Raw genomic sequence first — 25,965 nt, forward strand, 5'->3', positions numbered from 1 at the left:
CGGTCCGCAGCGGATGCGGATCGGCGCAGCTGCGCCGAATGGGAACGAAGAGGCCGGATACGATTCGAACCGGAGCTAACCTTGCTGCTGCATGACGATCCACGCGATGGCGGCAGCGACCGCCAGGCAGGCGAGCGTGAAAAAGCCGATCTTCCACGGGCTGCGCGGCGCCTCGCCGGAGACGAGGCCGGTCTGGCCGTTGACCATGAAGCGGAACGGCTTGCCGCGGTACGTATAGGCGGCGTTCCAGACCGGGAGCAGCAGATGCTTGTAGGTGCGGCCCGCCACCTGGGTGCCGATGGTCAGGCCGCTGATCTCGTCGCCGCCGATCTCCGAGCGGATGTCGTCCTCCAGCATGGCGTCGATGCGCCGGCGGGCCCGCTCCCAGCCCTGGTCGCGGCCGACCGAATAGCGCTCGGCGATGTACCCGCTCAAGTAGTCGGGCTTGTAGCCGAGCAGGCCGTCCAGCCGGAAGTTGCCGAGCCGGTCGAGCAGCTGCGCGTCATAATGGCCGGATGCGGGAATGAGCACGTCGTTGAAGAAGCGGTCGTAATGGCCGCTGACCGACCTCCATACCGTGTAGCGCTCCATCTCCGTATACGTCTGCGTCTTGCCGTCGACGACCCGCGTCCGCGTCACCGGGCGGTAATGGTAGTCGCCGCGCCGCGCGCTGTAGGAGGAGGCGGTGTCGGCGTCGTAGGTCCAGTAGGGAATGTAGATGCCAGAGAGCTGGACCGCCGTGTTTTCTTTTTTGAAGGCGTTCGGCAGGAACCAGCGCTTCTTCTTCCAGGCGCGGAAGGATGCGGCCGCGTCGTCCCGGTCGATGCGGAAGGGAATGAGCGACTCGGGGCGGATCAGCTGCTCCTGCGCATGCGGGAGCACCTTGGGCGAGCCGCAGAACGGACAGATCGCCGCCGTCTGCTGCGCCGGGATCAAGCTCTCGCCGCCGCAGCTGCCGCAGCGCACCGCGACCTGCTCGAGGCCCCAGTCCGTCAAGGCGCCGCCCTCGTCGCCGTCCAGCGCATGCTCGATCGGCGCCGAACCGTCCGCCTCGATGTCCTGCAGTCGTCCGCAGTAGGCGCATTTGAGCTGCTGCGTGTCGGCGTCGAACAGCATCGGACCGCCGCAGCTCGAGCAGGGGAAGCGGATCGCGTCCTTGGCGATGGCTTGCTCCTCCATGGCGCGCTACACCTTGGTCCCGCAGTTCGAGCAGAACTTCGCGCCGGGAGCGAGCGGCTGCCCGCATTCGGAGCAGAACTTCTTGGCCGGCGCCTCCGGGGCGGCGGAGCGGTCCGCAGGCGCGCCGCCTGCCGGCGCTTCGCCGCCGCGTGCGGGCTGGCCGCCGGACGGCGGGCCGTCGCTGCGCGCGGCCGCTCCGGCTGCGCCTGGCGGGGAGGCCGCCGCGTTGTCCGCGGCTGCGGGCTCGCCCTGTCCGGCGAGCGCCCGTCCGAGCGCCTGGCCCATCGCCATGCCGGCGCCGAGGCCGATGCCGGCTCCCGCGTCGCCGCCGGGGTTGTTCGCCGCTTCGCGCACCGCTTCGGCGGACTGGTACTTGAGGTAGGTGTCGAGATTGCCGACGACGCCCATCGACGAGCGGCGGTCGACGGCCTTTTCCACCTCCTCGGGGAGAGACAGGTTCTCGACCGTGAGCGCCGTCAGGCTGAGGCCCATGGCGGCGAAGCGGGGCTGCAGCTTCGCGGCGGCCGTCTGGCCGAGCTCGTCATAGGAGGCGGCGAGGTCGATCGCGGGAATGCGGGATTCGCCGAGCAGGTCGCTGACGCCGGAGACGATGAGCGACTTGAGGTAGCCGGCGATCGACTCGGCCGAGAAGCTCGCCTGCGTGCCGAAGATCTCCTTCAGGAACAGCGCCGGATCGCCGACGCGCAGCGCATATGTGCCGTAGCCGCGCAGGCGCACCATGCCGAACTCGGCGTCGCGCATCAGCACCGGATTCGTCGTGCCCCACTTGAGCTGGGTGAAATTGCGCGTGCTGACGAAGTAGACATCCGCCTTGAACGGCGAGTTGAAGCCGTATTTCCACGAGCGCAGCGCCGTCAGCACCGGCAGGTTCTGCGTGCTCAGCGTGTAGGTGCCGGGACCGAACACATCGGCGATCTGGCCTTCGTTGACGAAGATCGCGGCCTGGGATTCGCGTACGACGAGCTTCGCGCCCATTTTGATCGCATTGTCGTAGACGGGGAAGCGGTAGACCATGTCTCCCGTGCCGTCCAGCCACTCGATGACCTCGATGAATTGCCCTTTGAGAAAGTCGAAAATGCCCATATCCGTCCGCCTTTCTATGCTGAGTCTATGGTTCTATTATAAACTTCCGGTCCGGAACATACGACGCCTGGCGGAAAAAGGATGCAAAAAGCCCCGCTGTCGGCGACAGCGGGGCGGTATCGAAGAAATATGGTCGAGACGACAGGATTTGAACCTGCGACCTCTTGCTCCCGAAGCAAGCGCTCTACCAAGCTGAGCCACGTCTCGAAAACATCAATTTAGCATAAATGATAATATCACAACGCGAAAAAGCTGTAAAGAAAAAAGAGCCCCGCCAAGGAGGCTCTCCGTTCACTTGCAGACGAATTCGGCCAGCACGCTCTGCAGCTCGTAAATGTTGAGCGATTTGTTGAACGTCTTGGTGACGGGGCTCGGGTTCCCCGACACCCAGAATTTCAGCTCCGCGTCCAGATCGAAATGACCGGCAGTCTCGATGGAGAAATGCGTGATGCTCTTGTACGCATACGAGTGATACTCCGTCTTTTTGCCGGTAAGGCCCTGCTTGTCGACCAGAATGAGCCGACGATCGGTGAAGATGAACATGTCGCGGATCAGCTTGTAGCCCTTCTCGACCCGCTCGTTGCGGGCGAGCATATGCTGGAACTCCCGCTGCACATCGGCCGGATTCAGCTCGGATGCATTGCCCATCAATCCGTCAAACAACCCCATGCCGCCACTTCCTCTCAAGTTGATGCTTCCTACTCCTTATAACGGAAGGGACGCCTCGATATTCCAGATCAAGGAGAAAAAAGCTTACAGCTCGATCGTTTTCGTCGCGACCGCCCGGCTGAACTCGCGGTCATGCTCGACGAACAGCAGCGTCGGCTCATGCTCGAGCAGCAGCTCCTCGATCTGCATGCGGGAGATGACGTCGATGAAGTTGAGCGGCTCATCCCACACATGCAGATGCGCCGGCTCGCACAGGCTGCGCGCGATCAGCACCTTCTTCTTCTGGCCGCCGCTGTAGGACGAGATATCCTTGTCGAACTGCGTGCGGGCGAAGTCGAGCTTGCGCAGGATCGCCTTGAACAAGCTCTCGTCGATGCCCCAGGAGCGGGCGTAGCTCGTCAGATCGCCCTGCAGACGGGAGGTGTCCTGCGACACATAGGAGATCTTCAGCTGGCTGCCGATGCGGAGCGCGCCTTCATGGGGCACGGGCTCGCCGCAGACGAGCCGCAGCAGGCTCGACTTGCCGGACCCGTTGCGGCCTGTGATGGCGGCGCGGTCCCCCTGCCCGATGTCGAAGCGCACGCCGGAGCACACCGCCTGGCCGCCGTAGCGGATCGACAGGTCGACGGCCTCGACGAGCCGGTCGCGATGATAGCTCAGCTGCGACAGGCTCAGGCTGTCGGCGCTCTCGACGTTTTTGAGCAGCTTCGCCTTCTCGTCCGCGGACGACTGCCGCCGCCGTTCCGCCGTCAGGGAGCGCTTCATCATCTTGGCGGCCTTGTGGCCGACATAGCCCTTGTCGAGCTTGGAGCCGGAGTTCGTCGTGCCGTTTTTGCTCTTCTCCACCGCATGCGACCATTCCCGCGTCCGGCGGGAAGCGTCGGTCAGCCGCTTGATCTCCTTCTGCAGCTTCTCGTTCTCTCCGAGCTCGAACTGGTCCTCGCGCTGCTTGTTCTCCCACCACGAGGAGAAGCTGCCCTTCTGGACGTCGATCTTGTTCTTCTGGATGGAGAGGACGTGGTCGATGCAGTTGTCCAGGAAGGCCCGGTCATGGGAGACGAGGATAAAGCCCTTCTTGGATCGGAGATAGTCGCTGACGAGCTGGCGGCCCTCCGCGTCGAGATGGTTGGTCGGCTCGTCGATGAGCAGGAAGCGGTTGTCCTTGAGGAAAAGCGCCGCCAGCAGCACCTTGGTCTGCTCGCCGCTGGACAGCGTCTCGAACGGCCGATACAGCGCGTCCTCGTCCACCCGCAGCAGCGTCAGCTCGCGCTTCAGCTCCCAGAAGGCATAGTCCGGGACGAGCCGGTCGATGACGTCCAGCGTCTGATCCGACGGCTGGTCGACGGGGAACGGGAAGTAGTCGAACTCCACGTCCGCGGAAATCTGGCCGGCGTAGTCGAGCTCTCCGAGCAGCAGCCGGAGGAAGGTCGTCTTGCCCCGGCCGTTGCGGCCGGTGAAGCCGAGCTTCCAGTCGGTGTCGAGCTGGAAGCTGGCCTTTTCGAATATGGGATCGTAGCTGCCGTCGTAGGCGAAAGTAAGGTTCGTAACCTGAATCAAGGACATCGAATGGTTCACCCTCCTGCATCCATAAAAAATAGGCTGCAAGAAAGGTGCCTTCCCCTTCCCGCAGCCCGCATGAAGATGCAGAAAAAAAGAATCGGCTCCATAAAGGGCCGACTCCCATGCTGACACGGGTAGCCGAAGAGGAATGCAGCTTTCTTGCCCGTCAAAAAGAACCACGCGAAAAACGCGGGCTGACTTTCCGACTGCAAGAAATTCTACATGTGCTCTCCAGCTCCCGTCCGATTGAATTGGTGAATGGCGCGCCCGATACGATTCGAACGTACGACCTGCAGTTTAGGAAACTGTTGCTCTATCCTGCTGAGCTACGGGCGCGCATCAGAACCAATATAGCACGCTTCCGCCGGACGATGCAACCGAACGCGCTGCCTCTCCTGCCCCGATCACCGCTCTCTCCCCCGTCGCCGGCTTCAGGAGGAGAGGATGAGATGCGGCCCCCGCAGGCTGCGCCGGCGGACGGCGACCGGATAGACGACGCCACCGCAGGTGCGGAATCCGGTGCGGAAGACGTAATGTCCTTCGCCTGCCGGCTGCAGCCGGCCGCTGTCCAGGCAATACACCCATCCTTCGAAGCTGCCGGCCGCTTCGGGACGCCGGTCGCGTCCGCCCGATCTGGTCCGATCCGTCACGGCTTTCCTCCTTCCGATTCTGCTCGATGCTCCATTGTATGAGGAGGGACAAGCCGCTAGAACGACGGGTTGCGGTATGCATTGAATATCTGTTATACTTAATATATAACAAATGGAATGAGGGGTGATTCTCGATGATCGTCACGCTCGACTACGAGTCCGAGCTGCCGCTGTATAGCCAGCTGTACGACGAGATCGTACGGGGCATCGCGGACGGCTCTCTGACTTCAGGCGACAGCCTGCCGTCCGTGCGCAGCCTCGCCGGTGACCTGAGCATCAATCTGCATACGGTCAACAAGACGTACCAGCGGCTCAAGCAGGAAGGCTACGTGCAGATCCATCGCCAGAAGGGCGCAGTCGTGCAGCCGCTCGGTTCCGTGCCGGCGACGCCGGAATTCCGGGCCATGATGAGCCGGCAGCTGCGCTCCTTGGCCGCCGAGTCGGTCTGCCGCAGCATGGAGGAGGAGGAATTCGTCGAGCAATGCCGCTCGGCGTACCGCAGCTTGAAAGGAGAGGATCCATCATGACGAATGAACTCGCCGCATGGCTCGTGCTGGGGGGGACTTATGCCCTCACGACGGGCGCTACGCTGCTGCAGCCGTCGCTGGCGCCGAGCAACATCCTGTTCGGCGTGGCGCTGCCGGCCGGCCGAGAAAGCGATCCCGAGGTGCTTCGCTTGAAACGCAGCTACCGCTCCGGCGTCTTCGGCCTGTCGGCGCTCATCGCTGCCATCGCGGCCGCCCTCGCCGTGCTGAACGGCGGCGGGTCCGAGGAGGAATTGAGCGTCTGGACGAGCGCGCTGCCGGTAGCCGCCCTGCTGCTGCAGCTCGCGGCGGCCGGAGGCTGGTTCGTGCTCAGCCACGGCAGGACGACGCGGCTCAAGGAGGAGCGGGGCTGGGCGGAGGAGGAGGAGAGCCGGGGGGCGGCCGACCTGACGATCCGCAGCCGGCAGCGGCTTGCGTATCCGCTGCTTTGGTTCCTGCCGCATCTGCTCGTCATCGCCATCTCCGCCGGAGCGGCGGCGCTCTTTTACGACCGGATCGTCGATCCCGTCATTCTGCACTACAACGCTCAGGGCTTGCCGGACCGGATCGAGCCGAAGTCTCCGGGGGCGGTGTTCGGACTGAATCTCGCGCAGCTCACCGTGCTGGCGGCGTTCCTGTTCGCGAACTATACGATCGGCGCGGCGCGGCTCAGGCTCGCCCCGGGGGCGCCGCAAGAGCACCGCGACCAGCAGGTCCGCTACCGCCGCGGCATGTCGATGCTCATGCTGCTGCTCGGCCTCGGCATCCTCGTCTTCATGGGCGCTACCCAAGCGTTCATGCTGTACGGCAGCGGAGGGCAGGATGGCGTCTGGATCGGCGCGATCGGCCTCGTGCCGCTGCTGCTCGCCGGCGGTTCGGCATTCGGCATGATGCGGCTCGGCCGCGGCCGCCGGGATGCACCGGTTCCCGGCGAGGACGCCAACTGGAAGCTCGGCGCCTTTTACTGGAATCGGAACGACGCGTCCGTGTTCGTGGAGAAGCGGTCCGGCATCGGATTCACGCTCAACTGGGCCCATCCGCTTGCTTGGCTGTTCCTCCTTGCACTGATTGTTCTGATCATCGTGGTCCCGAGAGTTGTGGGATAAAAGTCCTATAAATTAGGTAAATAGATCGAAAATCCCTCTGCCATTGTCGATTATTTCGCTCATTTTCTTGGAAACCGTCGACAAGTTCCTACAAACAAGCTTCCGCCATACGGGGTATAATAAGAGCTACATGACGAGGGGCGACCCGAGGCGAGGAGCGTAGCTGGGCCATTGATGGAAAAAAAGGAAATGCTGGAGCGCTTGCAGGATCTGAGGAAGAAGCTGTACGAGGCGGCCGAGGCGAAAGGAAGCCTGACGGATCCGGTGGTGCTCGCGATCAGCGAGGAAGCGGATGGCTTGATCGTGGAACTCCAGCAGCGTCAACGTGAGCAGAGACTGGAAAAGCAGATGAAAAAAGGCCTCTGACCGGGGAGAGCGAAGGTGGGATTCCGTCGCTCGGATCGGCAGAGGCCTTTGTTGCGCTTACGAGGGGCTTGATTTTTTCATTTGGCGTAGCCGCCGGAAAAAATCGGTCAGCAGAGAGGCGCATTCTTCCTGCAGGACGCCCGACACGAGCGCCGCCTCATGATTGAAGCGCGGCTCCTGCAGCAGGTTCATCAGCGTGCCGGCGCAGCCGGCCTTCGGATCCGGCGTTCCGTAGACGACGCGTGGCACCCTTCCTTGCACGATCGCTCCGGCGCACATCGGGCAAGGCTCCAGCGTGACGTACAGCGTGCATTCCAGCAGCCGCCACGCGCCGAGCGCCTCGCTCGCCTCGCGGATCGCCAGCATTTCGGCATGGGCGGTCGGATCGAGCCCGGTCTCGCGGCGGTTGAAGCCCCGGCCGATGATCTCTCCTCCGCGCACGACGACCGCGCCGATCGGCACTTCTCCGATCGCTTCGGCCTTGCGGGCCTCGGCGATCGCTTCCCTCATCCAGCGCTCGTCTTCTTCTCGATGCTGCAAGCTTTCATCCCTGCCTTGATGCGGCCGCCAGCGGCCGCGTAAAGTTTGGCTCCATTGTGCCTGATCCGCAGCCGCAATGCAACTCCGCCCGATTATGCACAACAATTGTGGAAAAGCCTTCTCCAGCTTTCCAAGACTCGAAACGAGCGCCGCAAGAGCGAATCGGGATCGTCATAATTTGTCGAATTATGCCCCGAACAAACATTCTTTTGTTAACATGTTGTGCACAAGATTGTGGATAACGATAAATTGTTTGAATCTTCTTTCCATCTATCCACGACTCCCCTGTGGAAAACGCCGTAATTATGGGGATAACTTGCTCGGACTGGGGATAGTTCTGTTTATAAATCATCCACATGGGGATGGAAGGGCCGTTTGGAGTCCCGCTAGCTTTTGAGTCTTTTGCTTCTGTCGGCGAATATCGGGCGGTTCGATAATTATGGTATGATCGAAAGAGACGCGGACGACAAAGGATGTGTATCCGGCGGTGACGTTGAAAACGAAGCTGTCCCTGTTCATTTCGTTGCTGGTCGGCCTCATGCTTCTGTTTCATCTCGCTTTCAGCGACGTGCTGATCCGCAAGGAGCTGGCGCGCCAATACGAGCGCTTCACGAAAAGCGTTGCGGATCAGACCGTGAAGCTCTTTTCGACCTATCGGTCGGAAGGCGCTTCGGCCAGCCCGGGCAGGACGCCCGAAGAGCTGCTGCCGCTCATCGTCCAATACGAGCCGCAAATTCTCGAAATCGGCATCTGGCGCATGGAGGACGGCGGCGCTCCGCTGCTGGTCGAAGGGACCAGCGGCTATTTTGACGACGAGACGGGCAAGCGCTTGCTTCGCGAGAGCGCGCAGGCGATGGCGCAAGCCGAGGTGCCGGACACGGATATCATGCGCACCAGCTATCCGTTCGCGCTGGACGGCGTCCCCTACCGGATCAGCCTCGCCGTGGAGCGCATCGATATCGACCATCTGTCCGGAATCCATGCCCGCAACGAGCTGATCGGCGCCGCCGGCATATTCCTCGTGCTGATGGGCCTCATTTGGCTCATCATCCGTTCCGTGCTCCGTCCGCTGCGCGCGATCGTGCGCAAGGTCGGCGACGTGGCCGAAGGCCGCTTCGATACGCCGCTCGAGGCGGAGGGACGGGACGAGCTGTCGCAGCTCGCGCGGCGCGTCAAGGTCATGTCCCATAACCTGCTCCGCCATACCGGGGAGCTGCGGGCGGCTTCCGAAGAGAACGAGCGGATCAAGGATCAGCTGGAGTCGATCATCCAGAATACGGCCGATTCGATCGTCATCATCGGCCTGGACTTCCGCCTGCTCAAGGTGAACCGCGCCTTCTGCCAGATGTTCGGCTACACGGAGGAGGAGGCGCTGTGCAAGGACATCCGCGAGCTCGTGCATCCGCAGCACAGCGTCTACGAGGAGGCGGAGCTCGCCCGGCTCGTGAGCGGAGAGCTGCTGCCTCCCGCGGAGGAGGAGTGGAGGCATCGCTGCGGCACGTATATCCGCGTCAGCTGCTCGCTGAACGCGCTGCGGGACGCGCAGGGCGAGGCATGGGGCTTTGTGAGCGTCGTGCGCGACATCTCCTCCCGCTCGCAGATGGAGGAGCTGCTGCTCCGCTCGGAAAAGCTGACGACGGTAGGCCAGCTCGCGGCCGGCGTGGCGCATGAGATCCGCAATCCGCTCACGACGCTGCGCGGCTTCCTCCAGCTGCAGCAGGAGACGGGCAAGCTGAGCCTGCGCCATAACGACATCATGCTGGCGGAGCTCGACCGAATCAACCTGATCGTCGGCGAATTCCTCATCCTGGCCAAGCCGCAGGCGGCGCGGTTCCAGGTGAAGGACGTGCGCTACGTGCTCGGCGACGTCATCTCGCTGCTCGACAGCGAGGGCCATCTCAAAAATGCCGTCTTCCACACCCGCTTCACCCGCGAGCCATGCCTCGTCTCCTGCGAGGAGAACCAGCTCAAGCAGGTGTTCATCAACATCATCAAAAATGCGATCGAAGCGATGCCGGCCGGCGGCAACGTCACGTTCGACATCGACCATCCCCATGAAGGGGAGGTCGCGATCTGCATCACCGATGAAGGCGTCGGCATACCCGAGGACATCATTCCCCGCATCGGCGATCCGTTCTTCACCGCCAAGGAGACGGGAACCGGCCTCGGCATCATGGTCAGCCAGCGGATCATCCAATCGCATAAGGGAAGCATGCGGATCGCGAGCAAGCTTGGCGAGGGCACGTCGGTGACGGTGCTTTTGCCGGCTTACCAGGGTGAAGCGGAGTAGAAATATGGTACAATCAAGCCATCAGCAGCGGCGCCGGCGATGCCGGACCGCGTAGAAGACGGGGTGTCTGCAAGGTGCGTATCAACAAGTGGATTAGCGAGACCGGCTACTGCTCCCGCCGGGAGGCGGACAAGCTGGTCAGCGGCGGAGAGGTCACGATCAACGGCGAGACGGCGCTGCTCGGCAGCCAGGTGGAGGCGGGCGACGAGGTGCGGGTAAAGGGCGAGCTGCTGTCGACGCACAGCCGCCATGTGTACATCGCCCTGCACAAGCCGGTCGGCATCACGTCGACGACGGAGCTGCATGTCGAGGGCAACATCGTCGACTTCGTCGGGCATCAGGAGCGGATCTTTCCGATCGGACGGCTGGACAAGGACTCCGAGGGCCTCATCCTCATGACCAACGACGGCGACATCGTCAACCGCGTCCTCCGGGCGGAAGGCAAGCATGAAAAGGAATATATCGTCACGATCGACCGGCCGGTGACGCCGTCCTTCCTCAAAGGAATGAGCGAGGGCGTGCGCATCCTTGGCGGCATGACGCTGCCCTGCCAAGTGACGCGCGTCAGCGAGCGGGTGTTCCGCATCGTGCTCACCGAGGGCAAGAACCGGCAGATCCGGCGCATGTGCAGCGCCTTCGGCTACCGGGTGCGCCGGCTGCAGCGCGTGCGCATCATGAACATCACGCTCGGCAGCCTGCCGTCCGGCAAATGGCGCGATCTGACCCGCGAGGAGCTGCGGGAGCTGTTCTCGGAGCTGAGCTACGAGCCGTCGCCGCCTGCCGGGCGTCCCGGCACGTAACCGGCTAGCTGGCCGCGGCGTTCGCGGACCGGTCGCGGACCGGTCGCGCGGCCGGCCATTCTCCCCGCGCCGATCGTGAAGACGCGCGAGAAGCGAGCATCAAAAAAGCCCCGCTTTCCCTGTGCGACAGGAAAAGCGGGGCTTTTTGCCGAGCCGATCATTTGAAGCCGGCGGAAATCATCTGCGCGGCCGAAGGCTGGCCGTAGTTGCGGATGATCGACACCTCGACGCGGCGGTTTTTGGCCCGTCCGGCGGCAGTGTCGTTGCTCGCGACCGGCTCGTACTCGCCGTTGCCGACCGCGCTGAAGCGCTTCGGATCGAGCTTGTCGTTATGCAGCAGCACGTCCATGAAGCGGACGGCGCGCATCGTGCTCAGATCCCAGTTGGAGCGGAACTGGGCGTTGGAGATCGGCTGGTTGTCCGTATGGCCCGACACCATCACCTCGTAGTTCGGATACTTCTGCAGGATGCCGGAGATGTACGTGCCGAGCTGCTCGGCCTCCGGCTTGATCGTGGCGCTGCCGGACGGGAACAGCGCTTTGTCGCTGATCGTGATCATGAGACGGGACTGGTTGAGCTTCGTCTCGAGCGAGGTCGTCAGGCCCTTGTCCTCGATGTACTGGTCGACCTGCTTCTTGAGCTTCTCGAGATCCTCCTGCTCCTGGCGCATGAGCTCCTGCATCGCTTTGTCCAGGTTCGCGGCATTCACTTGCTGGGAGGTCGTCGTGCTCTCCGACTGCGCGTCCTTGGAGCTCTGCTCCTTGGTCTTCTCGTCGGCGACCATGCCCTCCTTGTCGATCGACTTGTAGCTCTCGAGCACGCCGTTGCCGCCGCTCAGAGCGATGTTGAACGCGCGGCTCATCTCCTCGAACTTCTTGGCGTCGACGCTGCTGGAGGCGTACAGGACGATGAACAGCGCCAGCAGCAGCGTCAGCAGGTCGGCGTAAGGGATGAGCCAGGATTCGTCCACATGCTCTTCGTGCTCCTCGTGCTTATGCTTCTTGCTCAATCAGCTTCCCTTCTTTCGATTCCTGCATTTGGAGGCGCTCTTTAGGCGAGAGGTAGACGGACAGCTTTTGGTTGATGGCGATCGTGGAGACGCCGGACTGGATCGAGAGCAGACCTTCGACCATCATCAGCTTGACCTGCGATTCGCGCTTGGAGATGCGCTTGAGCTTGTTGGCGATCGGATGCCAGAGCACGTAGCCGGTGAAAATGCCGAGCAGCGTCGCGATGAAGGCGCCTGCGATCGCATGCGCGAGCTTGTTCATGTCGCTCATGTCCGACAGGGCGGCGATCAGGCCGACGACGGCCCCGAGCACGCCGAGCGTCGGCGCGTAGGTGCCGGCCTGCGTGAACAGCAGGGCGCCGGCTTTGTGGCGCTCCTCCATCGCGCTGATGTCCTCGAGCAGCACGTCGCGGACGAAGTCCTGATCGTTGCCGTCGATGACCATGCGCATGCCGTTCTTCAGGAACGGATCCTCAATCTCCTCGACCTTCGCCTCCAGGGCGAGCAGGCCTTCGCGGCGCGTGATGCTTGCCCAATCCGCGAACATCGTGATGAGGTCCTGGCGGCTGACCAGCTTCGGGTTGATGAACGTCAGCTTGAGCAGCGTCGGAAATTTGGCGATCTCGTTCATCGGGAAGCCGATGAACAGGGAGGCGAACGTGCCGACGATGATGATCATGAAGGCGGCCGGATTCGCCAGGTTATGGAGCGGCGCTCCCTTGAGCACCATGCCGACGAGAACGGCGGCAAGGCCGAGTACGATACCGATGAAAGTTGACTTTTCCATAATGCACCCCGTCCAATCTGAAGATGAGGGAGAGCGGCAGGCCGGCAGGCCCTCCCGCTGCTTCGTCCCGTTTCTCCTATATATCGACTCCCCCTTGAGGGGAGATTAGAGAAATTTTTGCAGAACCATAGTCACATTGCGTTAGAAGATGGCATAACCGTGTACAATAGAGCCATGAAGCTGCGGAAGGAAAAGGAAGGAAGGGATGACGGATGGGCGTCAGGCATGCGAGGGAATACAAGGATATTTTGGATGATCTGACCGAGGCGGTGAGCGCGATTCGCGACTCGTACTCGTTTTTCGAGATGACGGGAGAAGAGTGGGGCGAGCTCGGCGACCAGGAAAAGCGGGAAGTGATGGAGGCGCTGGCGGACGATGTGTTCTACGGCCTCGGCGAGGAGCCGGTGCTGCATGTCGGCGGGGGCGTCGTCGCCTACAAGCCGAAGTTCCACGTCATCGAAGTGATGGTCGACGGCAAGGAAGCCCGCATCGTCCGCCTCATCTGACGCGATAGGGCCGGCGCCGCCGGAAGCGAAAGGCCGCTGCTCCCGGGAGCTCAGCGGCCTTTTTTGTACGTCATGCAGTAAAAGGGCTTCGGCCCGTCCGGCGTGCCCCGCTCGTACTGGTCGGTCACGCGGAAGCCGGCCTTCTCGTAAGCGCGGCGGGCGCGCACGTTCCACAGCAGCACCTCGAGGTCGATCTCGTCCTCGGGCTTGCGGCGGCGCGCCTCCCGCACGAGCAGCCGTACGAACGACGGGCCGATGCCGTCGCCGCACAGGTCCGGCCGCAGCGCCAGGCCGAGGCGGGTGACGCCGACGATCGGGAAAAACTGGGCGTAGCCCATCAGCTCGCCGTCGTCCGGATCGATGACGGCCGCATACTGCTCCTCGCGAAGCTTGGGATCGCCGAACTCGATCTCGAGCTTCTTCAGCGTGTCCCACGGATCGTTGTTGTACACGTCGTACGGCGGCTCGAAGCGCCAGCGGCATACCTCCTCGGCATGGGCCTCGGTCATGGGGACGACCTGCCACGCGGCGGCGGGATCGAACGGATCGATGGTCATGAGGGCTCCTCTCCGGCGCCTTGCGCCTGTCGCTTGTTCGCATAATAGCCATCTTCGGACAGGGCCATTATACCATTCCGGTTCCGGGTCATGGTAAAATAGGAAGCACTGGAATCATCCTACTTCAACGAATCCATCGAAGGAGCCGCGATGCGCAAACTGATTCTGCTCGGTTGTCTCTCCTATTTCGTCATCGGCCTGGCCCATGTGGTCGCAGGGGCGCTGCTGGAGCCGGTCATGGCCAACTATGACCTCAGCTACGGAGCGGCCGGCCAATGGATTACGAATCAATTCCTCGGCTTTTTGCTGGGCGTGCTCGCCGCTCCCGCCATCACGTCCCGGATCGGGCGCCGAAGCGGCCTCGTGCTGGCGCTCGGCTTCCTCACGGCGGCCGAGGCGATCTACAGCATGCTGCCGCCGTGGGACGTCATCCTCGTCGCCGCGCCGGTCGCCGGCTTCGGCTTCGGCATGACCGAGGCGGTCGTCGGCGCGCTCATCATGGACGTATTCGCCCGGGGCAAGGCCTCGGTCATGGGCTGGCTGGAGGTCGCCTTCGGCGCCGGCGCGCTCGCCATGCCGGGCCTGGCGGCGCTGCTCATCCGGGACGGCATCTGGATGATGAGCTTCCCGGTGCTGACCGCGCTCGCCGGCATCTCGATGCTGCTCTGGATGACGCTGTCGTTCGGCCCGGCCGACGAAGCGGTCGCCCATACGCCGCGGACGGCGAAGCCGGCAGCGGCTGCGCCTGCGGACGGGCCTGCCGCGGCCGCGCGCGAGGCGGACGAGCCGATCGTCGCTCCCGGCCTGGACGGGCCGGCGGCCGTGCCGGCTGGCGGCGCGCTGGCGGCCGCCAAGGCAGAAGCGCCCGCCAGCGGCCGCGGCTGGCTCGGCTACGGCCGCGGCTCGTGGCCGCTGCTCGCGGTCGGCATGGCGTTCTTTTTCCTGTATGTCGGGCTCGAGATGGTGTTCGCCAACTATTTGCCGTCCATCATGACGAAGGGGTCGGGCATCGGCGAGGCGGAAGCCTCCGCCGTGCTCAGCCTGTTCTGGGCGACGATGGTCGCCGGACGGCTGCTGATCGGCTTCGCCACGCGAGCGGCGGGCTATCGCGTCTATCTGCTCGGCTCCGTCGCCTCGACGCTGGCCGCGCTCGTGCTGCTGGCGACTGCGGGCACGCTCACCTGGACGCTCGTGCTCGTCGCTCTGGCCGGCTTCTGCATGGCCGGCATCTTCGCGGTCGCGCTCATCTACGTCAACGAGCGGCTGCCGGGCATGACCGACCGCACGACGAGCCTGCTCGTCGCCTGCGGCGGCCTCGGCGGCGCGATCTTCCCCAAGCTGGGCGGCTGGCTGTTCGACCTGCACGGCTGGCAGCGGCTGCTGCAGCTGACGGCGGTCATGGGGGCGGTGCTGCTCGTGCTGCTGCTGGTGCTGCTGGCGCTGCGCGGGCGGCAGGCGGCGGAGGCTTAAGCAGCGCTGAAGCCTGAACCCGGCGTTCAAGCTCAAGTCCGATCCTCAATCTCATCAAGCAGGAGGCGAGGCACGATGAATCAACCGAATCCGATCGTCTCGATGAAATGGCTGCTCGCCCGCATGTACGAGCCCGATCTCGTCATCGCGGACTGCCGGTTCGCGCTCGGCAAGCCCGAGTCCGGCCGCGAGGCGTACGAGGCGGCGCATGTTCCGGGCGCCGTCTACCTGGACCTGGAGCGGGATCTGTCCGCCCCGGTCGGCGAGCATGGCGGCCGCCATCCGCTGCCGGACCCGGCCGAGCTTGAGGCGGCGCTGCGCCGCGCGGGCATCGGCCCGGACAGCCGCGTCGTCGCCTACGACGACCAGGGCGGCGCGATGGCGTCGCGCCTGTGGTGGCTGCTGCGCTGGCTCGGCCATGACGCGGTTTATGTGATGGACCAGGGGTTTTCCGCCTGGCAGGCGGCGGGCTATCCGGTCACGGACGCGACGCGCGTCGTCGTGCCGGGAGCGTTCCGGGCGCGCGTGCGGCCGGAGCTGCTGGCGGACGTGGACGCCGTACGCGCCGCCTCGCGGACCGCGGAGCCGGAGGCATGGTCCTCGGCCGCTGGCGCGGGAGCGGAAAGCGGCTCGGCGGCCGCCGAGAGCGCGCCGCTGCTGATCGACTCGCGCGAGCCGCGCCGCTATGCGGGGCTCGAGGAGCCGATCGACCGCGCGGCCGGGCATATCCCGGGGGCGGTCAACCGCTTCTGGAAGGGCGTCCTGAACGAGGACGGCCGCTGGAAGAGCGGCGACGCGCTCTCCGCCGCGCTGGACGGCATCCCGCAGGACCGCGAGCTGATCGTCTACTGCGGCTCTGGCGTGACCGCCTGCCCGAACGTGCTTGCCCTGCAAGCCGCCGGGTACGGGAACGTAAGGCTGTACGCGGGGAGCTGGAGCGATTGGATCTCGTATGAGGGGAATCCGATCGCGACGGAGGATAAGTAAGAGTCGATAGACCGCGTCGGACGCGGATTGGGGGGCTGTGACAGGTTGCCGTGAGGCGGACCTGTTGCAGCCCTCTTTGGGCTTTTCTGCAAACAGCTTGCAGACAAGAATTCGAGGAAAGCAGCTGCAGGAACCACGGAACCAGCCGCAGTTCGGCGGTTGGGTCAGGTCGTCGCAGCCTTCTGTGCAGAGCAAGAGTCCGACCGCCCTCCAGAGCAATCCACCTGCTGTTGGCTGGCGTTGCCGGCATCCCCTGGCTTGGCGGTATCGATAGATACGGTTTAAAAGAAAGGTCTCTACGAGACGCGCAATTTAACTTTGTTTGGTAGGAGCTCGCAACCAAGTAAACGAACTACTATTTTACGAAGGAATATCAGCGTAAGAACCTCTACAGCGGTTCTACGCCACGATGATGCGAGGGAATATATGAACCGTAGAGACTATGTAAGCAGAATCAATAAGGTCATGAACTATATTGAAAATCATTTGGAAGAGAATCTTTCTTTAGCCTCTTTATCACGAATAGCAGCGTTCTCTCCCTTCCACTTTCACCGCATTTTTAAAGCGATTGTTGGTGAGAACGTCAACGAGTATGTGAAGCGAATCCGCATGGAGAAAAGCACGCAGTATTTGGTGAACCGCAGCGATTTATCAATAACTGAGATCGCCTCTGCCTGCGGCTTTACGTCATTATCCACTTTTTCACGGGCGTTTTCCGAGCATTTCGGAGTAAGTGCGCGAGACTATCGCAAAAACGGACAACATCGCAAGAATAGTCAATTTTGCCGCAAGAACGGGCAAGAAGTTTTGGATACACAACGTTATTCTGAAGACGTATCAGCCGTAGATGTCCAACAAATAAATGTAGCGCAAGTCAGGATCGAGAGGTTGCCGGATCTGCATGTGGCTTATGTCCGACACAGATACGGGTTTAGCAAAGGGATATACAGCAAGGAGATCGTCGAGTCCTTTAACAAAACCCAAGCGTGGCTGAGACAGAACAATCTGGATCTGCGAAGATCCATGGAAGTCGGAATTACGTATGACAACCATGATATTACGGAGAGCGAAAATTGCAGATATGATGCTGCATATACCATCCCTGCTGGGCTAACAGACAACTTTGGTCATGAGGAGGTGGATATTCAGGATGTTCCGGGAGGCCTGTATGCAGTTTATACGATTAGGCTTACGGATGTAAGCTCCGAGGAGGAAGTGATTGTTCAGCTTGGACATGTTGTAGATTACATGTACGGGCGGTGGCTTCCGGATAGCGATTGCTTATTGGCAAACCGGCCTTGTCTCGAGATATACCATACGGAGCTGCAAGGAGCGGTTGTCATCCTTGATTTTTGTCTGCCCATCGAGAAAGGATGAGAGGTTATGTTTGCCTATGTCGGAAACGGTCAGTATTGCTATGCAAATTCCACATCGATGCTGCTTGATAGCATCGGAGAACAGGTTTCGGCGAGCCTAATTGAGGTGTTGACTGGTGTTGGGCTAGGGGCAGTTTGGTTTGAAGAGGATAATATGATTTTCTTCTCTAATGGAATTCCTCATCTGGGAGTCAGCAAGGCACTGGACATCTTGGGATTTACATACAATGAACGTTCAGGGATGGATGAAGTTGGAATGATGGATCAACTATCCGCGGAGCTTAAGGATCATCCGATCTTGATTGGGCCGCTCGACATGGGTTTTCTTAGCTATATGCCAAATCATCACGATCTACATGGCTGCGACCATTATGTGCTGGCTTTTGGGCTGGAGGACGGGTGGTTACGATTGCATGATCCAGCGGGATATCCTTTTGCCAAGCTGCCTGTTCGCGACTTGGTCCAAGCGAGTAAAACAAACCGATTGCAGTATCGGTTTTATCCAAGCGATCTAGTCTATCATTATTGGACATCGCCTATGCGACTGCGACAACGAACATCGAATGAAATATACCACGAAGCCGTACTTTATTTCCGAGAAGTGTATTTGGACGCTGATCACATCGCTTTGAAACAGGGCTGGAAAACAGGGGGCGATGCTTTCACAGCCTTGCAGCAACACTTAAAGGGAGAGAAGATTGACCCGGGACTGCAAGGTCACTTAACGCATTTTGCCTTTCCAGTAGGTGCAAGGCGGGCATTGAACTATAGCGAGTTTTTTCAACCTGGAAATGCTAGACTGTCCGAGTTGAAATTAATGCAGTCCGAAATGTTCGGTCATTGTCATTCCCTAGCCGTTCGGGGGGACTGGCATGCACTAGGCGAGGCGGTACGATGTCTAGGGGAGCTTGAGCTACAATTCCGAGAGCGTTTATTTGATGATGGACAAGAAAGCCGTGCTTACTAAAAGTGAAGAACAGCGAGATTCCGATCGTGACGGGAGGCTTATAGAAGCACAGAACTAGCGTTGCTAAGGGCAAGAATGCCCTGGCCGTGCCAGTTCCGCAAGCTGGATCGGCTGCATGGAGTCGGACAGAAAAAAGGTACGAAGAAACGGCACGGCAGGGGCATTCCGCCCCCGCCGTGCCGTTTTTGCCTATGTCCGTCCGCCCCCGTCGTGCACGCTCGCTCTTTCTCGACGAGAATCCTTTTGCGCCAAGGGCAGCGGCGCCTTGGGACGAGGCGGAGGCGGGGAGGGGAAGTGAGCCAAAACGGGTATAACCGATTTTGGACATGAAGACGGCTCCGGCAATGGTAAAATCGAGAAAAACAAAAAGGGGCCGATTCCGCATGGTGGATAAACTGGAGTCTTTATTTGAGCAGTACGTTCATGATCATCATTTTTCAGGAACCGCCCTCATCAGGGGAGGCGAGGCGACCCTCTTCGAACGCGCCTGCGGCTACGCGCATCGGGGGTTCAAAGTGCCGAACGGAATGCGTACGAAATTCGATACGGCCTCCGTCACGAAGCTGTTCACGGCCGTCGCGGTTTTGCAGCTGGTCGATTGCGGAATGCTCGGCCTCGACGATCGAATCGTGGATCGAGTCGACTTGACCGGCACTTGCATTCCGGAGGACGTCACGCTCGCACACCTGCTTACCCATACTTCCGGCATCGCCGATGACGCGGACGAGGAGCTGGGCGAGAGCTACGAAGCGTTGTTCGTCAGCAAGCCCAACTACTCGATCCGCCATAACGCCGATTTCATTCCGCAATTCGCCTACAAGAAGCCGAAATTCAAAGCGGGAACGGATGTCAGCTACAACAACTGCGCTTACGTGCTGCTTGGGCTCGCCATCAAGCAGGCCACGGGCATGGGCTACCGCGATTATGTCGATCGTCATGTGTTCCGCGCCTGCGGCATGGACGATACGTCATTCGCGGCCAAGGACGAAGGCGACGCCGCCGTCGCGGAGGGGTATGAGGCCGAGTATGACGAATATGGACAGGTCAAATGGAGGAAAAACGTCTATTCCTTCCCGCCGATCGGCACATCGGACGGAGGAGCCTATACGACGGTCGGCGATCTCGATACGTTCATGCGCGCCCTGGCGGGCGGCAGGCTCCTTTCCCGCGAGAGGACGGAAGCGATCATGAAGCCGCAGGCCCGCCTTGCCAAGTCGTACGGACGAGGCACGGTCGTCAACGGATATGGCTTCCATTTCGTCTATGACGGGGCAGGGAAGCTCGTGTGCATGTATAAGGACGGAGCGAACGCAGGCGTCGCCGCCATGCTCGCTTATTATCCGGATGCCGAGACGACGAGCATCATCCTCGGAAATCAAACCTGCGATATCTGGGAGCTGCATCGAGAGGCCGAGCGGCTGCTGTTCGACGCGACGTAGCCGCCCCGAGCGTCAATCGCCCTGCTAGCGGCCGGGCAAGACGGATTCACCCCTGTCCGGCGGCTGGCGGGACAGGGGCTTAGACGCTGCGCCGGAACTGCCCCGGCGTCATGCCGAATCTGCGCTTGAACATCGCGCACAGCTGCGCGTCGCTGGAGAAGCCGCAGTGCAGGGCGATTTCCAGTACGGACAGGTCGGCATGCAGGAGCAGCCGGCGCGCCTCGTCCAGTCTTTTTCCGAGCACGTAGGCAAGCGGAGGGACGGCGAACCGCTGCTTGAAGCAATGGCGGAAATGATGATAGCTGTAGCCGGACATCGCGGCCAGCTGCTCGAGGCGGATCGGCTCCCGGTAATGCTCGTCGATATAATGCAGCGCGAAAGCAAGCCAATGCCCGCTGTCCGCCACGGCTGCCGCCGGGTCCCGCTGCTTCCGGACAAGCTGAATGAGCAGCGAGCTCAGCTCCAGGTCAAGCTGCAGCGCGTAATGGGCGCGCTTGCCCGCCAGTTCGTCCAGCATTCCTTCCAGACGCCGGCCGAGCGGCCGCTCCGGAGCGTCTTGGTACAAGCCCTCTTGAGGTGCGGGCAGCTGCCGGTCCGGCAGCTGGAATCCGACGCAGACGACGCTCGTATCGGCCGCGCGCTTCTCGTCATGCGGCGTTCCGGGACGGATCACCGCGAAGGAGCCGGGACCGTAGCGGTAGGCGACGTCATGGATGCGGGTCGTTCCGCTCCCGCTCGCATAGTAGACCAGCTCGCAGCAGCCGTGCTGATGCATGCCGACCGAGCTGCCCGCCTCATGGGCGGCTTGAAATAAAAACACCGTTTGCGCGATCACCCGCATCGTCCTCCCTTAGCCACTTCAAGCAAGATTAAAGCCAGATCGGTATAGGTAACCGAGGCATGATTCGTTAAGATTAGCTCAAGTTCGAATCATTGTGAAGCAGAGGCAGCCAAAATGACAGGGAGGCGATGGACCGTCATGAGTCGATATCCAAAGGTAGAGGAAGCGTTCCGGCTGGAGCGCTTGGCGGCTCCGCAGGGCAGGGCGAGGATGGTGCTCGATACCGATACGTTCAATGAGATCGACGATCAGTTCGCGCTGGCGTACGCGTTGCTTTCGCCGGAGAAGGTATCGCTCGAGGCCGTGTACGCGGCGCCGTTTTTCAACGAGCTCTCCTCCGGACCGAAGGACGGGATGGAAAAAAGCTACGAGGAGATCGAGCGCATCCTGAGCCGGTTCGGCTTGCCGACGGACGGATACGCGTTCCGCGGGTCGGAGCGATATTTGCCGGGCGCGGAGGAGCCGGTCGACAGCCCGGCAGCCAGGGATCTCGTCGCGCGCGCGCAGGCGATGCCGGATGACGAGCCGCTGTATGTCGTGGCGATCGGCGCGGTCACGAACGTCGCTTCGGCGATCTTGCTGGAGCCGTCGATCCTCCGCAAGATCGTCGTCGTCTGGCTCGGCGGACATGCGCTGCACTGGCCGGATGCGAATGAATTCAATCTGCAGCAGGATGTCCATGCGGTCCGCGTGCTTCTGGACAGCGGCGTTCCGTTTGTCCTGGTGCCGTGCATGGGCGTCGCCTCGCAGCTTCTGACCACGCTGCCTGAAGTGAACGAGCGCGTACGCGGCCGCGGAGCGATCGGCGATTTTCTCGCGGAGCGCTATGAAAGCTGCAGCGACGACCATTTCGGCCGCTCTCGCGTCATCTGGGATCTGTCCGCCGTCGCCTTTCTGGCGCAGCCCCAGGCGGTATGGAGCCACATCGTGCACAGTCCGCTGCTGACCGACAACGTCACCTGGAGCTTCAATTCGTCGCGCCATTTGATCCGATCGGCCTATTTCATCGATCGCGATGCCGTCTTCCGCGATTTTTACGCCAAGCTCGACGACTACGCGGCGGGCCAGCGCACGCTCAGCGCCGTCCAGCGAGCCTAGCACGCGGCATTCCAACCTTCCGATTCGCCGTTCCGGCGGATTCGGAAGGTTTTTTCGCATGCCTTGGACGAGGAACGTCGTATAATGGAGGATAGCAAATCCATCGTCAGCGAAATGGAACAGCTTGCTTTGAAGTGGCAGGAGCAAAAAGAACTCAAGTGAGGCAACTTCTTGGTGCACGAATCGTTGCGAAGCCGATCTCGGCTGCCCCTATACTTGATCAAGAGAGGAGGGATAAGATGGAGTGGCTGGAGCGGATGAATCGGGCGATGGACTACATCGAGGAGAACCTGACGGGGGAGATCGAGCTGAGCGAGGCGGCCCGCAGGGCCTGCTGCTCGACGTATCATTTTCAGCGGATGTTCTCATTCATTACGGATGTGACGCTGGCGGAGTACATTCGGCGCAGACGGCTGACGCTGGCTGCGTTGGAGCTGCAGCAAGGCGGGGCGGCGAAGATCATCGATGTCGCGCTGACCTACGGGTACGACTCGCCGGTCTCGTTCGCGCGGGCGTTCCATGCGCTGCATGGAATGACGCCGGCTATGGCCCGCCAGGGCGGCATGGAGCTCAAAGCCTATCCCCGTCTGTCCTTCCTCATCACGATCAAGGGGGCAGAGGCGATGAATTATCGGATCGAGACGAAGGAAAAGTTCGAGGTGTTCGGCCTGGAACGCGTATTCCGCACGGATGGAGGCGGGGAAGCGCCCCAAACGCCGGCCCGGCTGTGGGAGCAGAGCCATGCGAACGGAGAGGCGAAGCGGCTTGAAGAGCGTGCAGGCGGGCTGCCGTCCTTCGTGAGCCCCAATCTATACGCGGTGAACGCGGTCTGCAGCTACCGGAAAACCGGGCCCGATACGTTTCCATACATGCTCTGCGCCTTCAAGGATGAGGCCAGCGATACGGACGGCTACGCCACGGCGACGATTCCCGCGCATACATGGGCGATCTTCCCGTCGGAGCCGCATCCGTGGGAGCAGTTCGGAGAGACGATCGAGACGCTTTACCGTCGCTTCTACACCGAATGGCTCCCAACGGCGGGCTATGAGCAGGCGGACGGAATCGAGTTCGAGATGAACGGGACGAAGGACGGCCTCAACTACATCGAGCTGTGGTTCGCGGTACGCAAAAAGTAGTTGCCGAACGCGTACGGCTCCTTTTTAGGAGCCGTACCGGCGGCCGTTCATGTAGAAATTGTCCTCCCGGCCGACCCGGAAGGAAATTTCCAGATCGGGGATGCCGAGCGAGCGGACATGCCTGTCGATCGCCTCGGCCATCTTGTCGCGGATCTCGTCCCCGCGCTCGAACCACCATACATCGATGAACGGATAGGAATCGGTATATTTCCCGTCGAAGATCGCCGTGACATGCAGGCACTCCAAGGTGAAATTATCGGTGCCGCATCGGCATATCGCCGCCATCTCCTCTACGAGAGGGATGCTGATCGCGCGTATGCCCTCAGCTGGAATTCCTCTGAAAATCAATTGCGGCATCTCTGCCTGCCTCCTCTCGAATCGACTGCAACCAACGAACGAACAATAAGCGGAACGGCCTTATTATAGCTGGAATCGCCAGTTCATTTCCATGCAAAGGAGCTGAAACCAATGGATCTGGAAACCGTCCTGCACGAGCTCGAAGCTCTCGGCAAGGAACGACTGAAGAAGATGTACCTGGGCAACGGCGCGCATGAGCCCTTGTTCGGCGTGGCTACGGGCGAGATGAAGCCTCTCTACCGAAAGATCAAGCGGAACCAGCCGCTCGCCGAGCAGCTCTACGCGACCGGCAACTATGACGCCATGTACTTCGCCGGCGTCATCGCCGATCCCGACGCCATGTCGGCAGCCGATTTCGAGCGCTGGATCGACGCGGCTTATTTTTACATGCTGTCCGACTACGTGGTCGCGGTCACGCTGGCGGAGTCGGACATCGCGCAGGAGGTGGCCGACCGCTGGATTGCGAGCGGCGACGAGCTGCGCATGTCGGCCGGCTGGAGCTGCTACTGCTGGCTGCTCGGCAACCGTCCGGACGCCGCCTTTTCGCAAGAGAAGCTGGCCGGCCTGCTGGACCAAGCCAAGCGGACGATTCACGACGCGCCCAAGCGGGCGAAGATCTCGATGAACAACTTCGTGTACACGGTCGGCGTGTCCTACGTGCCGCTGCATGAGCGGGCGGTGGAGATCGCGCAGCAGATCGGTCCGGTGGATATCGGCGGGAGCGGCGCGAAGCGCAAGCTGTTGAACGCCTCCGAGCAGATTCAAAGTCAGCTGGAAAAAGGGCGGATCGGCTTCAAGCGGAAGCATGTCCGCTGCTGATGGGAGCGGGTGATCGGGCTAGCTGCGGGTCGCGGTTCCAGCATCGTCAAGCCTTATCGGATTCAGGCGCAGCAGCGCTAGACAAGGCCGCGCATTCCCGAAACGCAAACTGCCTGCAGCCCTTGCATTTCTCTAGATTCAGGTGCTGCAAGGCATACTGGATCGCTTCCCCGGTATGATCGAATCGGTGGGCAGGATGAATCCGCTCCAGCAGACCGGTACGTTTCATTATCTCAAGCGGCTGCTCTTGAACGCCGGACAGCAGCACCTTGCCGCCTAAACGTTCGATATGCTGGATCAAGCTCGCCAGACTCGCCTCTCCGGTGGCGTCTATAAACGGAACCTTTCCCATGCGCAGCAGCAGTATGCCTGGACGCGCCGGAAGCGAATCGAGCACCGATTGTTCAAACTTATCCGCTGCTCCAAAAAAAAGCGGGCCTTCAATTGTATACAGATTGATCTGCGGACAATCATGCCCTTCCCGCACCCTATTCGCTCTTACCTTCGCATGCTTGTGATCGTGGTCGGGTAGCGCCTTGGCCACTTTCAGCACCTCGCTCATGCGTTTCGCGAACAGAATGACCGCCACCAACAAGCCGATCGCCACGGCCGTAGCAAGGCTCGTGAAGACGGTAAGCAGGAAGGTCAGAAGCAGCACGAGCGAATCGCCCGTTTTGGCGCGCAGCAGGTGCCGGAACGACTTCCGCTCGCTCATGTTCCAGGCCACCAGCATCAGCACGGGCGCCATGCTTGCCAGCGGAATATGGGAAGCATAGGGGGCAAACAGGACCAGGACAAGCAGCACGACCAATCCATGAATCACGCCCGACAACGGAGAGGCCGCGCCGGATTTGATATTGGTCGCTGTACGCGCAATCGCGCCAGTGGCAGGAATGCCCCCGAACAGCGGGGCGGCAAGGTTGGCGATCCCCTGGCCGATCAGCTCCCGGTTGCTGTTGTGGCGGCTGCCTGTCATGCCGTCGGCGACGACGGCGGACAACAGGGATTCAATGCCGCCAAGCATCGCAATGACAAAAGCAGGCTGCAGCAGATTGCGGAGCCGCTCCCATGTGATTTCTGGCAGGTGGAGCTGAGGCAGCGTTCCCGGAATCGGGCCGTAGGAGGAGCCGATGGTAGCGACCTGGCCTTTATAGAAAACGGCCGCGACGACCGACGACAAGATGAGGCCAAGCAGCGAAGCCGGCACTTTAGGCGCAAGCTTCGGCATAAGCAGAAGGACAGCCAGGCACACCGCCGCGGTCAGCAAGCTGAATCCATTCAACGTGCCGATGTGGATCCCGATCTCTTTCATGTTGGAGTAAAAATCCTCATGCTTCGCAACCCCGGTCAGCCCCAGCACGTTGACAATCTGTCCGCTGAAGATCAGAACGGCGATGCCGGCCGTAAAGCCGACGGTCACGGACCTCGGAATGAATTTGATCAGGGCCCCCAGCCCAAACAGGCCCATAAGAACAAGCATCAGCCCGGCCATCATGCCGGCAAGGAGCAGATTATCATAACCGTACTGCATTACTATGGCCAAAAGGATCGGTATGAACGCACCTGTCGGTCCGCCGATCTGGAATTTGGACCCGCCGAACAGCGAGATTAAAATACCCGCAATGATGGTGGTATACAAGCCATATTCCGGCTTCGCTCCCGAGGCAATGGCAAAAGCCATGCCGAGCGGGATCGCGATGATCCCGACAATGAGCCCCGATAGGAGATCCTTGCGAAGATCGGCTATTCGATAACCCGCATATCTCCCGATGCCGTTCATGCCGTATGACCTTCTTTTCTTCATATGTTTGAATATTTGAATATATAA

Annotated in this window: 26 protein-coding genes and 2 tRNA genes; 14 read left to right on the forward strand and 14 right to left on the reverse strand. The window is 61.3% G+C overall.

Annotated features, from left to right (window positions below; translation table 11 throughout):
- Window positions 1-75: 75 nt before the first annotated feature.
- From B8V81_RS10040 to B8V81_RS10070, 7 genes are all read right to left on the reverse strand, one after another.
- Window positions 76-1,179, reverse strand: coding sequence for a hypothetical protein (locus B8V81_RS10040; protein WP_101808295.1), 1,104 nt, complete (start codon window positions 1,177-1,179; stop codon window positions 76-78).
- Window positions 1,180-1,185: 6 nt separating this feature from the next.
- A complete protein-coding gene (locus B8V81_RS10045) occupies window positions 1,186-2,283 on the reverse strand; it encodes an SPFH domain-containing protein (RefSeq protein ID WP_101808296.1) in 1,098 nt (365 codons plus the stop codon).
- Between the two features lie 130 nt (window positions 2,284-2,413).
- Window positions 2,414-2,490: transfer RNA gene (locus B8V81_RS10050), tRNA-Pro, on the reverse strand.
- An 84-nt stretch (window positions 2,491-2,574) separates the two neighbouring features.
- On the reverse strand, window positions 2,575-2,952 hold the full coding sequence (locus B8V81_RS10055) for a PH domain-containing protein (RefSeq protein ID WP_028600729.1): 378 nt from the start codon (window positions 2,950-2,952) through the stop codon (window positions 2,575-2,577).
- Window positions 2,953-3,036: 84 nt separating this feature from the next.
- Complete coding sequence (abc-f, locus tag B8V81_RS10060) at window positions 3,037-4,515, reverse strand: ribosomal protection-like ABC-F family protein (RefSeq protein ID WP_101808297.1); 1,479 nt, start codon at window positions 4,513-4,515, stop codon at window positions 3,037-3,039.
- A 256-nt stretch (window positions 4,516-4,771) separates the two neighbouring features.
- Window positions 4,772-4,848, reverse strand: a tRNA-Arg gene (locus tag B8V81_RS10065).
- A gap of 95 nt (window positions 4,849-4,943) precedes the next feature.
- Entirely contained in the window at window positions 4,944-5,162 is a 219-nt protein-coding gene (locus tag B8V81_RS10070; RefSeq protein WP_028600727.1) for a hypothetical protein, read from the reverse strand.
- A gap of 134 nt (window positions 5,163-5,296) precedes the next feature.
- On the opposite strand from B8V81_RS10070, the gene B8V81_RS10075 reads away from it, so the two are divergent.
- The 3 genes from B8V81_RS10075 (at window position 5,297) to B8V81_RS10085 (ending at window position 7,158) form a co-directional block, all read left to right on the forward strand.
- Window positions 5,297-5,689, forward strand: a complete 393-nt coding sequence (locus B8V81_RS10075; protein ID WP_028600726.1) for a GntR family transcriptional regulator — start codon at window positions 5,297-5,299, stop codon at window positions 5,687-5,689.
- Complete coding sequence (locus B8V81_RS10080; RefSeq protein ID WP_028600725.1) at window positions 5,686-6,792, forward strand: DUF5808 domain-containing protein; 1,107 nt, start codon at window positions 5,686-5,688, stop codon at window positions 6,790-6,792. Before B8V81_RS10075 ends, B8V81_RS10080 begins: the two co-directional genes overlap by 4 nt.
- A 174-nt stretch (window positions 6,793-6,966) precedes the next feature.
- The gene (locus B8V81_RS10085) at window positions 6,967-7,158 is read left to right on the forward strand and encodes an aspartyl-phosphate phosphatase Spo0E family protein (protein ID WP_028600724.1); all 192 of its coding nucleotides are present in this window, start codon (window positions 6,967-6,969) and stop codon (window positions 7,156-7,158) included.
- Between the two features lie 57 nt (window positions 7,159-7,215).
- Here B8V81_RS10085 and tadA read toward each other — a convergent pair whose 3' ends face one another.
- Window positions 7,216-7,698 (reverse strand): tRNA adenosine(34) deaminase TadA, encoded by a 483-nt coding sequence (tadA, locus tag B8V81_RS10090; protein WP_028600723.1) that lies wholly within the window; start codon window positions 7,696-7,698, stop codon window positions 7,216-7,218.
- A gap of 487 nt (window positions 7,699-8,185) precedes the next feature.
- On the opposite strand from tadA, the gene B8V81_RS10095 reads away from it, so the two are divergent.
- Both B8V81_RS10095 and rluF read left to right on the forward strand, forming a co-directional pair.
- Window positions 8,186-9,988 (forward strand): ATP-binding protein, encoded by a 1,803-nt coding sequence (locus B8V81_RS10095; protein WP_146000479.1) that lies wholly within the window; start codon window positions 8,186-8,188, stop codon window positions 9,986-9,988.
- 74 nt (window positions 9,989-10,062) lie between these two features.
- The gene (gene rluF, locus B8V81_RS10100; protein ID WP_101808299.1) at window positions 10,063-10,788 is read left to right on the forward strand and encodes a 23S rRNA pseudouridine(2604) synthase RluF; all 726 of its coding nucleotides are present in this window, start codon (window positions 10,063-10,065) and stop codon (window positions 10,786-10,788) included.
- A gap of 157 nt (window positions 10,789-10,945) precedes the next feature.
- On the opposite strand, the gene motB is transcribed toward rluF, so the two are convergent.
- Window positions 10,946-11,797, reverse strand: a complete 852-nt coding sequence (gene motB, locus B8V81_RS10105; protein ID WP_028600720.1) for a flagellar motor protein MotB — start codon at window positions 11,795-11,797, stop codon at window positions 10,946-10,948.
- A complete protein-coding gene (motA, locus tag B8V81_RS10110) occupies window positions 11,781-12,584 on the reverse strand; it encodes a flagellar motor stator protein MotA (RefSeq protein WP_028600719.1) in 804 nt (267 codons plus the stop codon). Before motA ends, motB begins: the two co-directional genes overlap by 17 nt.
- Window positions 12,585-12,796: 212 nt before the next feature.
- On the opposite strand from motA, the gene B8V81_RS10115 reads away from it, so the two are divergent.
- Window positions 12,797-13,090 (forward strand): hypothetical protein, encoded by a 294-nt coding sequence (locus B8V81_RS10115; protein WP_028600718.1) that lies wholly within the window; start codon window positions 12,797-12,799, stop codon window positions 13,088-13,090.
- Between the two features lie 50 nt (window positions 13,091-13,140).
- Here B8V81_RS10115 and B8V81_RS10120 read toward each other — a convergent pair whose 3' ends face one another.
- Window positions 13,141-13,647 carry a GNAT family N-acetyltransferase gene (locus B8V81_RS10120; RefSeq protein ID WP_028600717.1) on the reverse strand — a complete coding sequence of 169 codons (507 nt, stop codon included), beginning with the start codon at window positions 13,645-13,647 and terminating at the stop codon, window positions 13,141-13,143.
- A gap of 150 nt (window positions 13,648-13,797) precedes the next feature.
- Here B8V81_RS10120 and B8V81_RS10125 point away from each other — a divergent pair, with 150 nt between their 5' ends.
- The 5 genes from B8V81_RS10125 to B8V81_RS10145 all read left to right on the forward strand — a co-directional run bounded on the left by B8V81_RS10125 (window position 13,798) and on the right by B8V81_RS10145 (window position 19,886).
- Window positions 13,798-15,117 carry an MFS transporter gene (locus tag B8V81_RS10125; RefSeq protein WP_028600716.1) on the forward strand — a complete coding sequence of 440 codons (1,320 nt, stop codon included), beginning with the start codon at window positions 13,798-13,800 and terminating at the stop codon, window positions 15,115-15,117.
- Window positions 15,118-15,192: 75 nt separating this feature from the next.
- Complete coding sequence (locus B8V81_RS10130) at window positions 15,193-16,104, forward strand: sulfurtransferase (protein ID WP_028600715.1); 912 nt, start codon at window positions 15,193-15,195, stop codon at window positions 16,102-16,104.
- Between the two features lie 465 nt (window positions 16,105-16,569).
- A complete protein-coding gene (locus B8V81_RS10135) occupies window positions 16,570-17,481 on the forward strand; it encodes an AraC family transcriptional regulator (RefSeq protein ID WP_164820125.1) in 912 nt (303 codons plus the stop codon).
- Window positions 17,482-17,487: 6 nt separating this feature from the next.
- On the forward strand, window positions 17,488-18,447 hold the full coding sequence (locus B8V81_RS24770) for a cysteine peptidase family C39 domain-containing protein (protein WP_028600714.1): 960 nt from the start codon (window positions 17,488-17,490) through the stop codon (window positions 18,445-18,447).
- A gap of 383 nt (window positions 18,448-18,830) precedes the next feature.
- Window positions 18,831-19,886, forward strand: a complete 1,056-nt coding sequence (locus B8V81_RS10145; protein WP_028600713.1) for a serine hydrolase domain-containing protein — start codon at window positions 18,831-18,833, stop codon at window positions 19,884-19,886.
- Window positions 19,887-19,965: 79 nt separating this feature from the next.
- On the opposite strand, the gene B8V81_RS10150 is transcribed toward B8V81_RS10145, so the two are convergent.
- Window positions 19,966-20,721 carry a helix-turn-helix transcriptional regulator gene (locus B8V81_RS10150; protein WP_028600712.1) on the reverse strand — a complete coding sequence of 252 codons (756 nt, stop codon included), beginning with the start codon at window positions 20,719-20,721 and terminating at the stop codon, window positions 19,966-19,968.
- Between the two features lie 144 nt (window positions 20,722-20,865).
- On the opposite strand from B8V81_RS10150, the gene B8V81_RS10155 reads away from it, so the two are divergent.
- On the forward strand, window positions 20,866-21,825 hold the full coding sequence (locus B8V81_RS10155) for a nucleoside hydrolase (protein WP_101808301.1): 960 nt from the start codon (window positions 20,866-20,868) through the stop codon (window positions 21,823-21,825).
- 239 nt (window positions 21,826-22,064) lie between these two features.
- Window positions 22,065-22,961 (forward strand): AraC family transcriptional regulator, encoded by an 897-nt coding sequence (locus B8V81_RS10160; RefSeq protein ID WP_101808302.1) that lies wholly within the window; start codon window positions 22,065-22,067, stop codon window positions 22,959-22,961.
- Window positions 22,962-22,985: 24 nt separating this feature from the next.
- On the opposite strand, the gene B8V81_RS10165 is transcribed toward B8V81_RS10160, so the two are convergent.
- A complete protein-coding gene (locus B8V81_RS10165; RefSeq protein WP_028600710.1) occupies window positions 22,986-23,318 on the reverse strand; it encodes a DUF1904 family protein in 333 nt (110 codons plus the stop codon).
- Window positions 23,319-23,429: 111 nt separating this feature from the next.
- On the opposite strand from B8V81_RS10165, the gene B8V81_RS10170 reads away from it, so the two are divergent.
- Window positions 23,430-24,137, forward strand: coding sequence for a DNA alkylation repair protein (locus B8V81_RS10170; RefSeq protein ID WP_101808303.1), 708 nt, complete (start codon window positions 23,430-23,432; stop codon window positions 24,135-24,137).
- Between the two features lie 46 nt (window positions 24,138-24,183).
- Here the strand turns inward: B8V81_RS10170 and B8V81_RS10175 are convergent, their stop codons facing one another.
- Window positions 24,184-25,917: a SulP family inorganic anion transporter gene (locus B8V81_RS10175; protein WP_101808304.1), complete on the reverse strand. Its 1,734-nt coding sequence runs from the start codon at window positions 25,915-25,917 to the stop codon at window positions 24,184-24,186.
- Window positions 25,918-25,965 lie beyond the last annotated feature (48 nt).

Origin of the sequence: Paenibacillus pasadenensis (assembly GCF_002864175.1) — a bacterium.
GTDB classification, from domain to species: Bacteria; Bacillota; Bacilli; order Paenibacillales; family Paenibacillaceae; genus Paenibacillus_O; species Paenibacillus_O pasadenensis.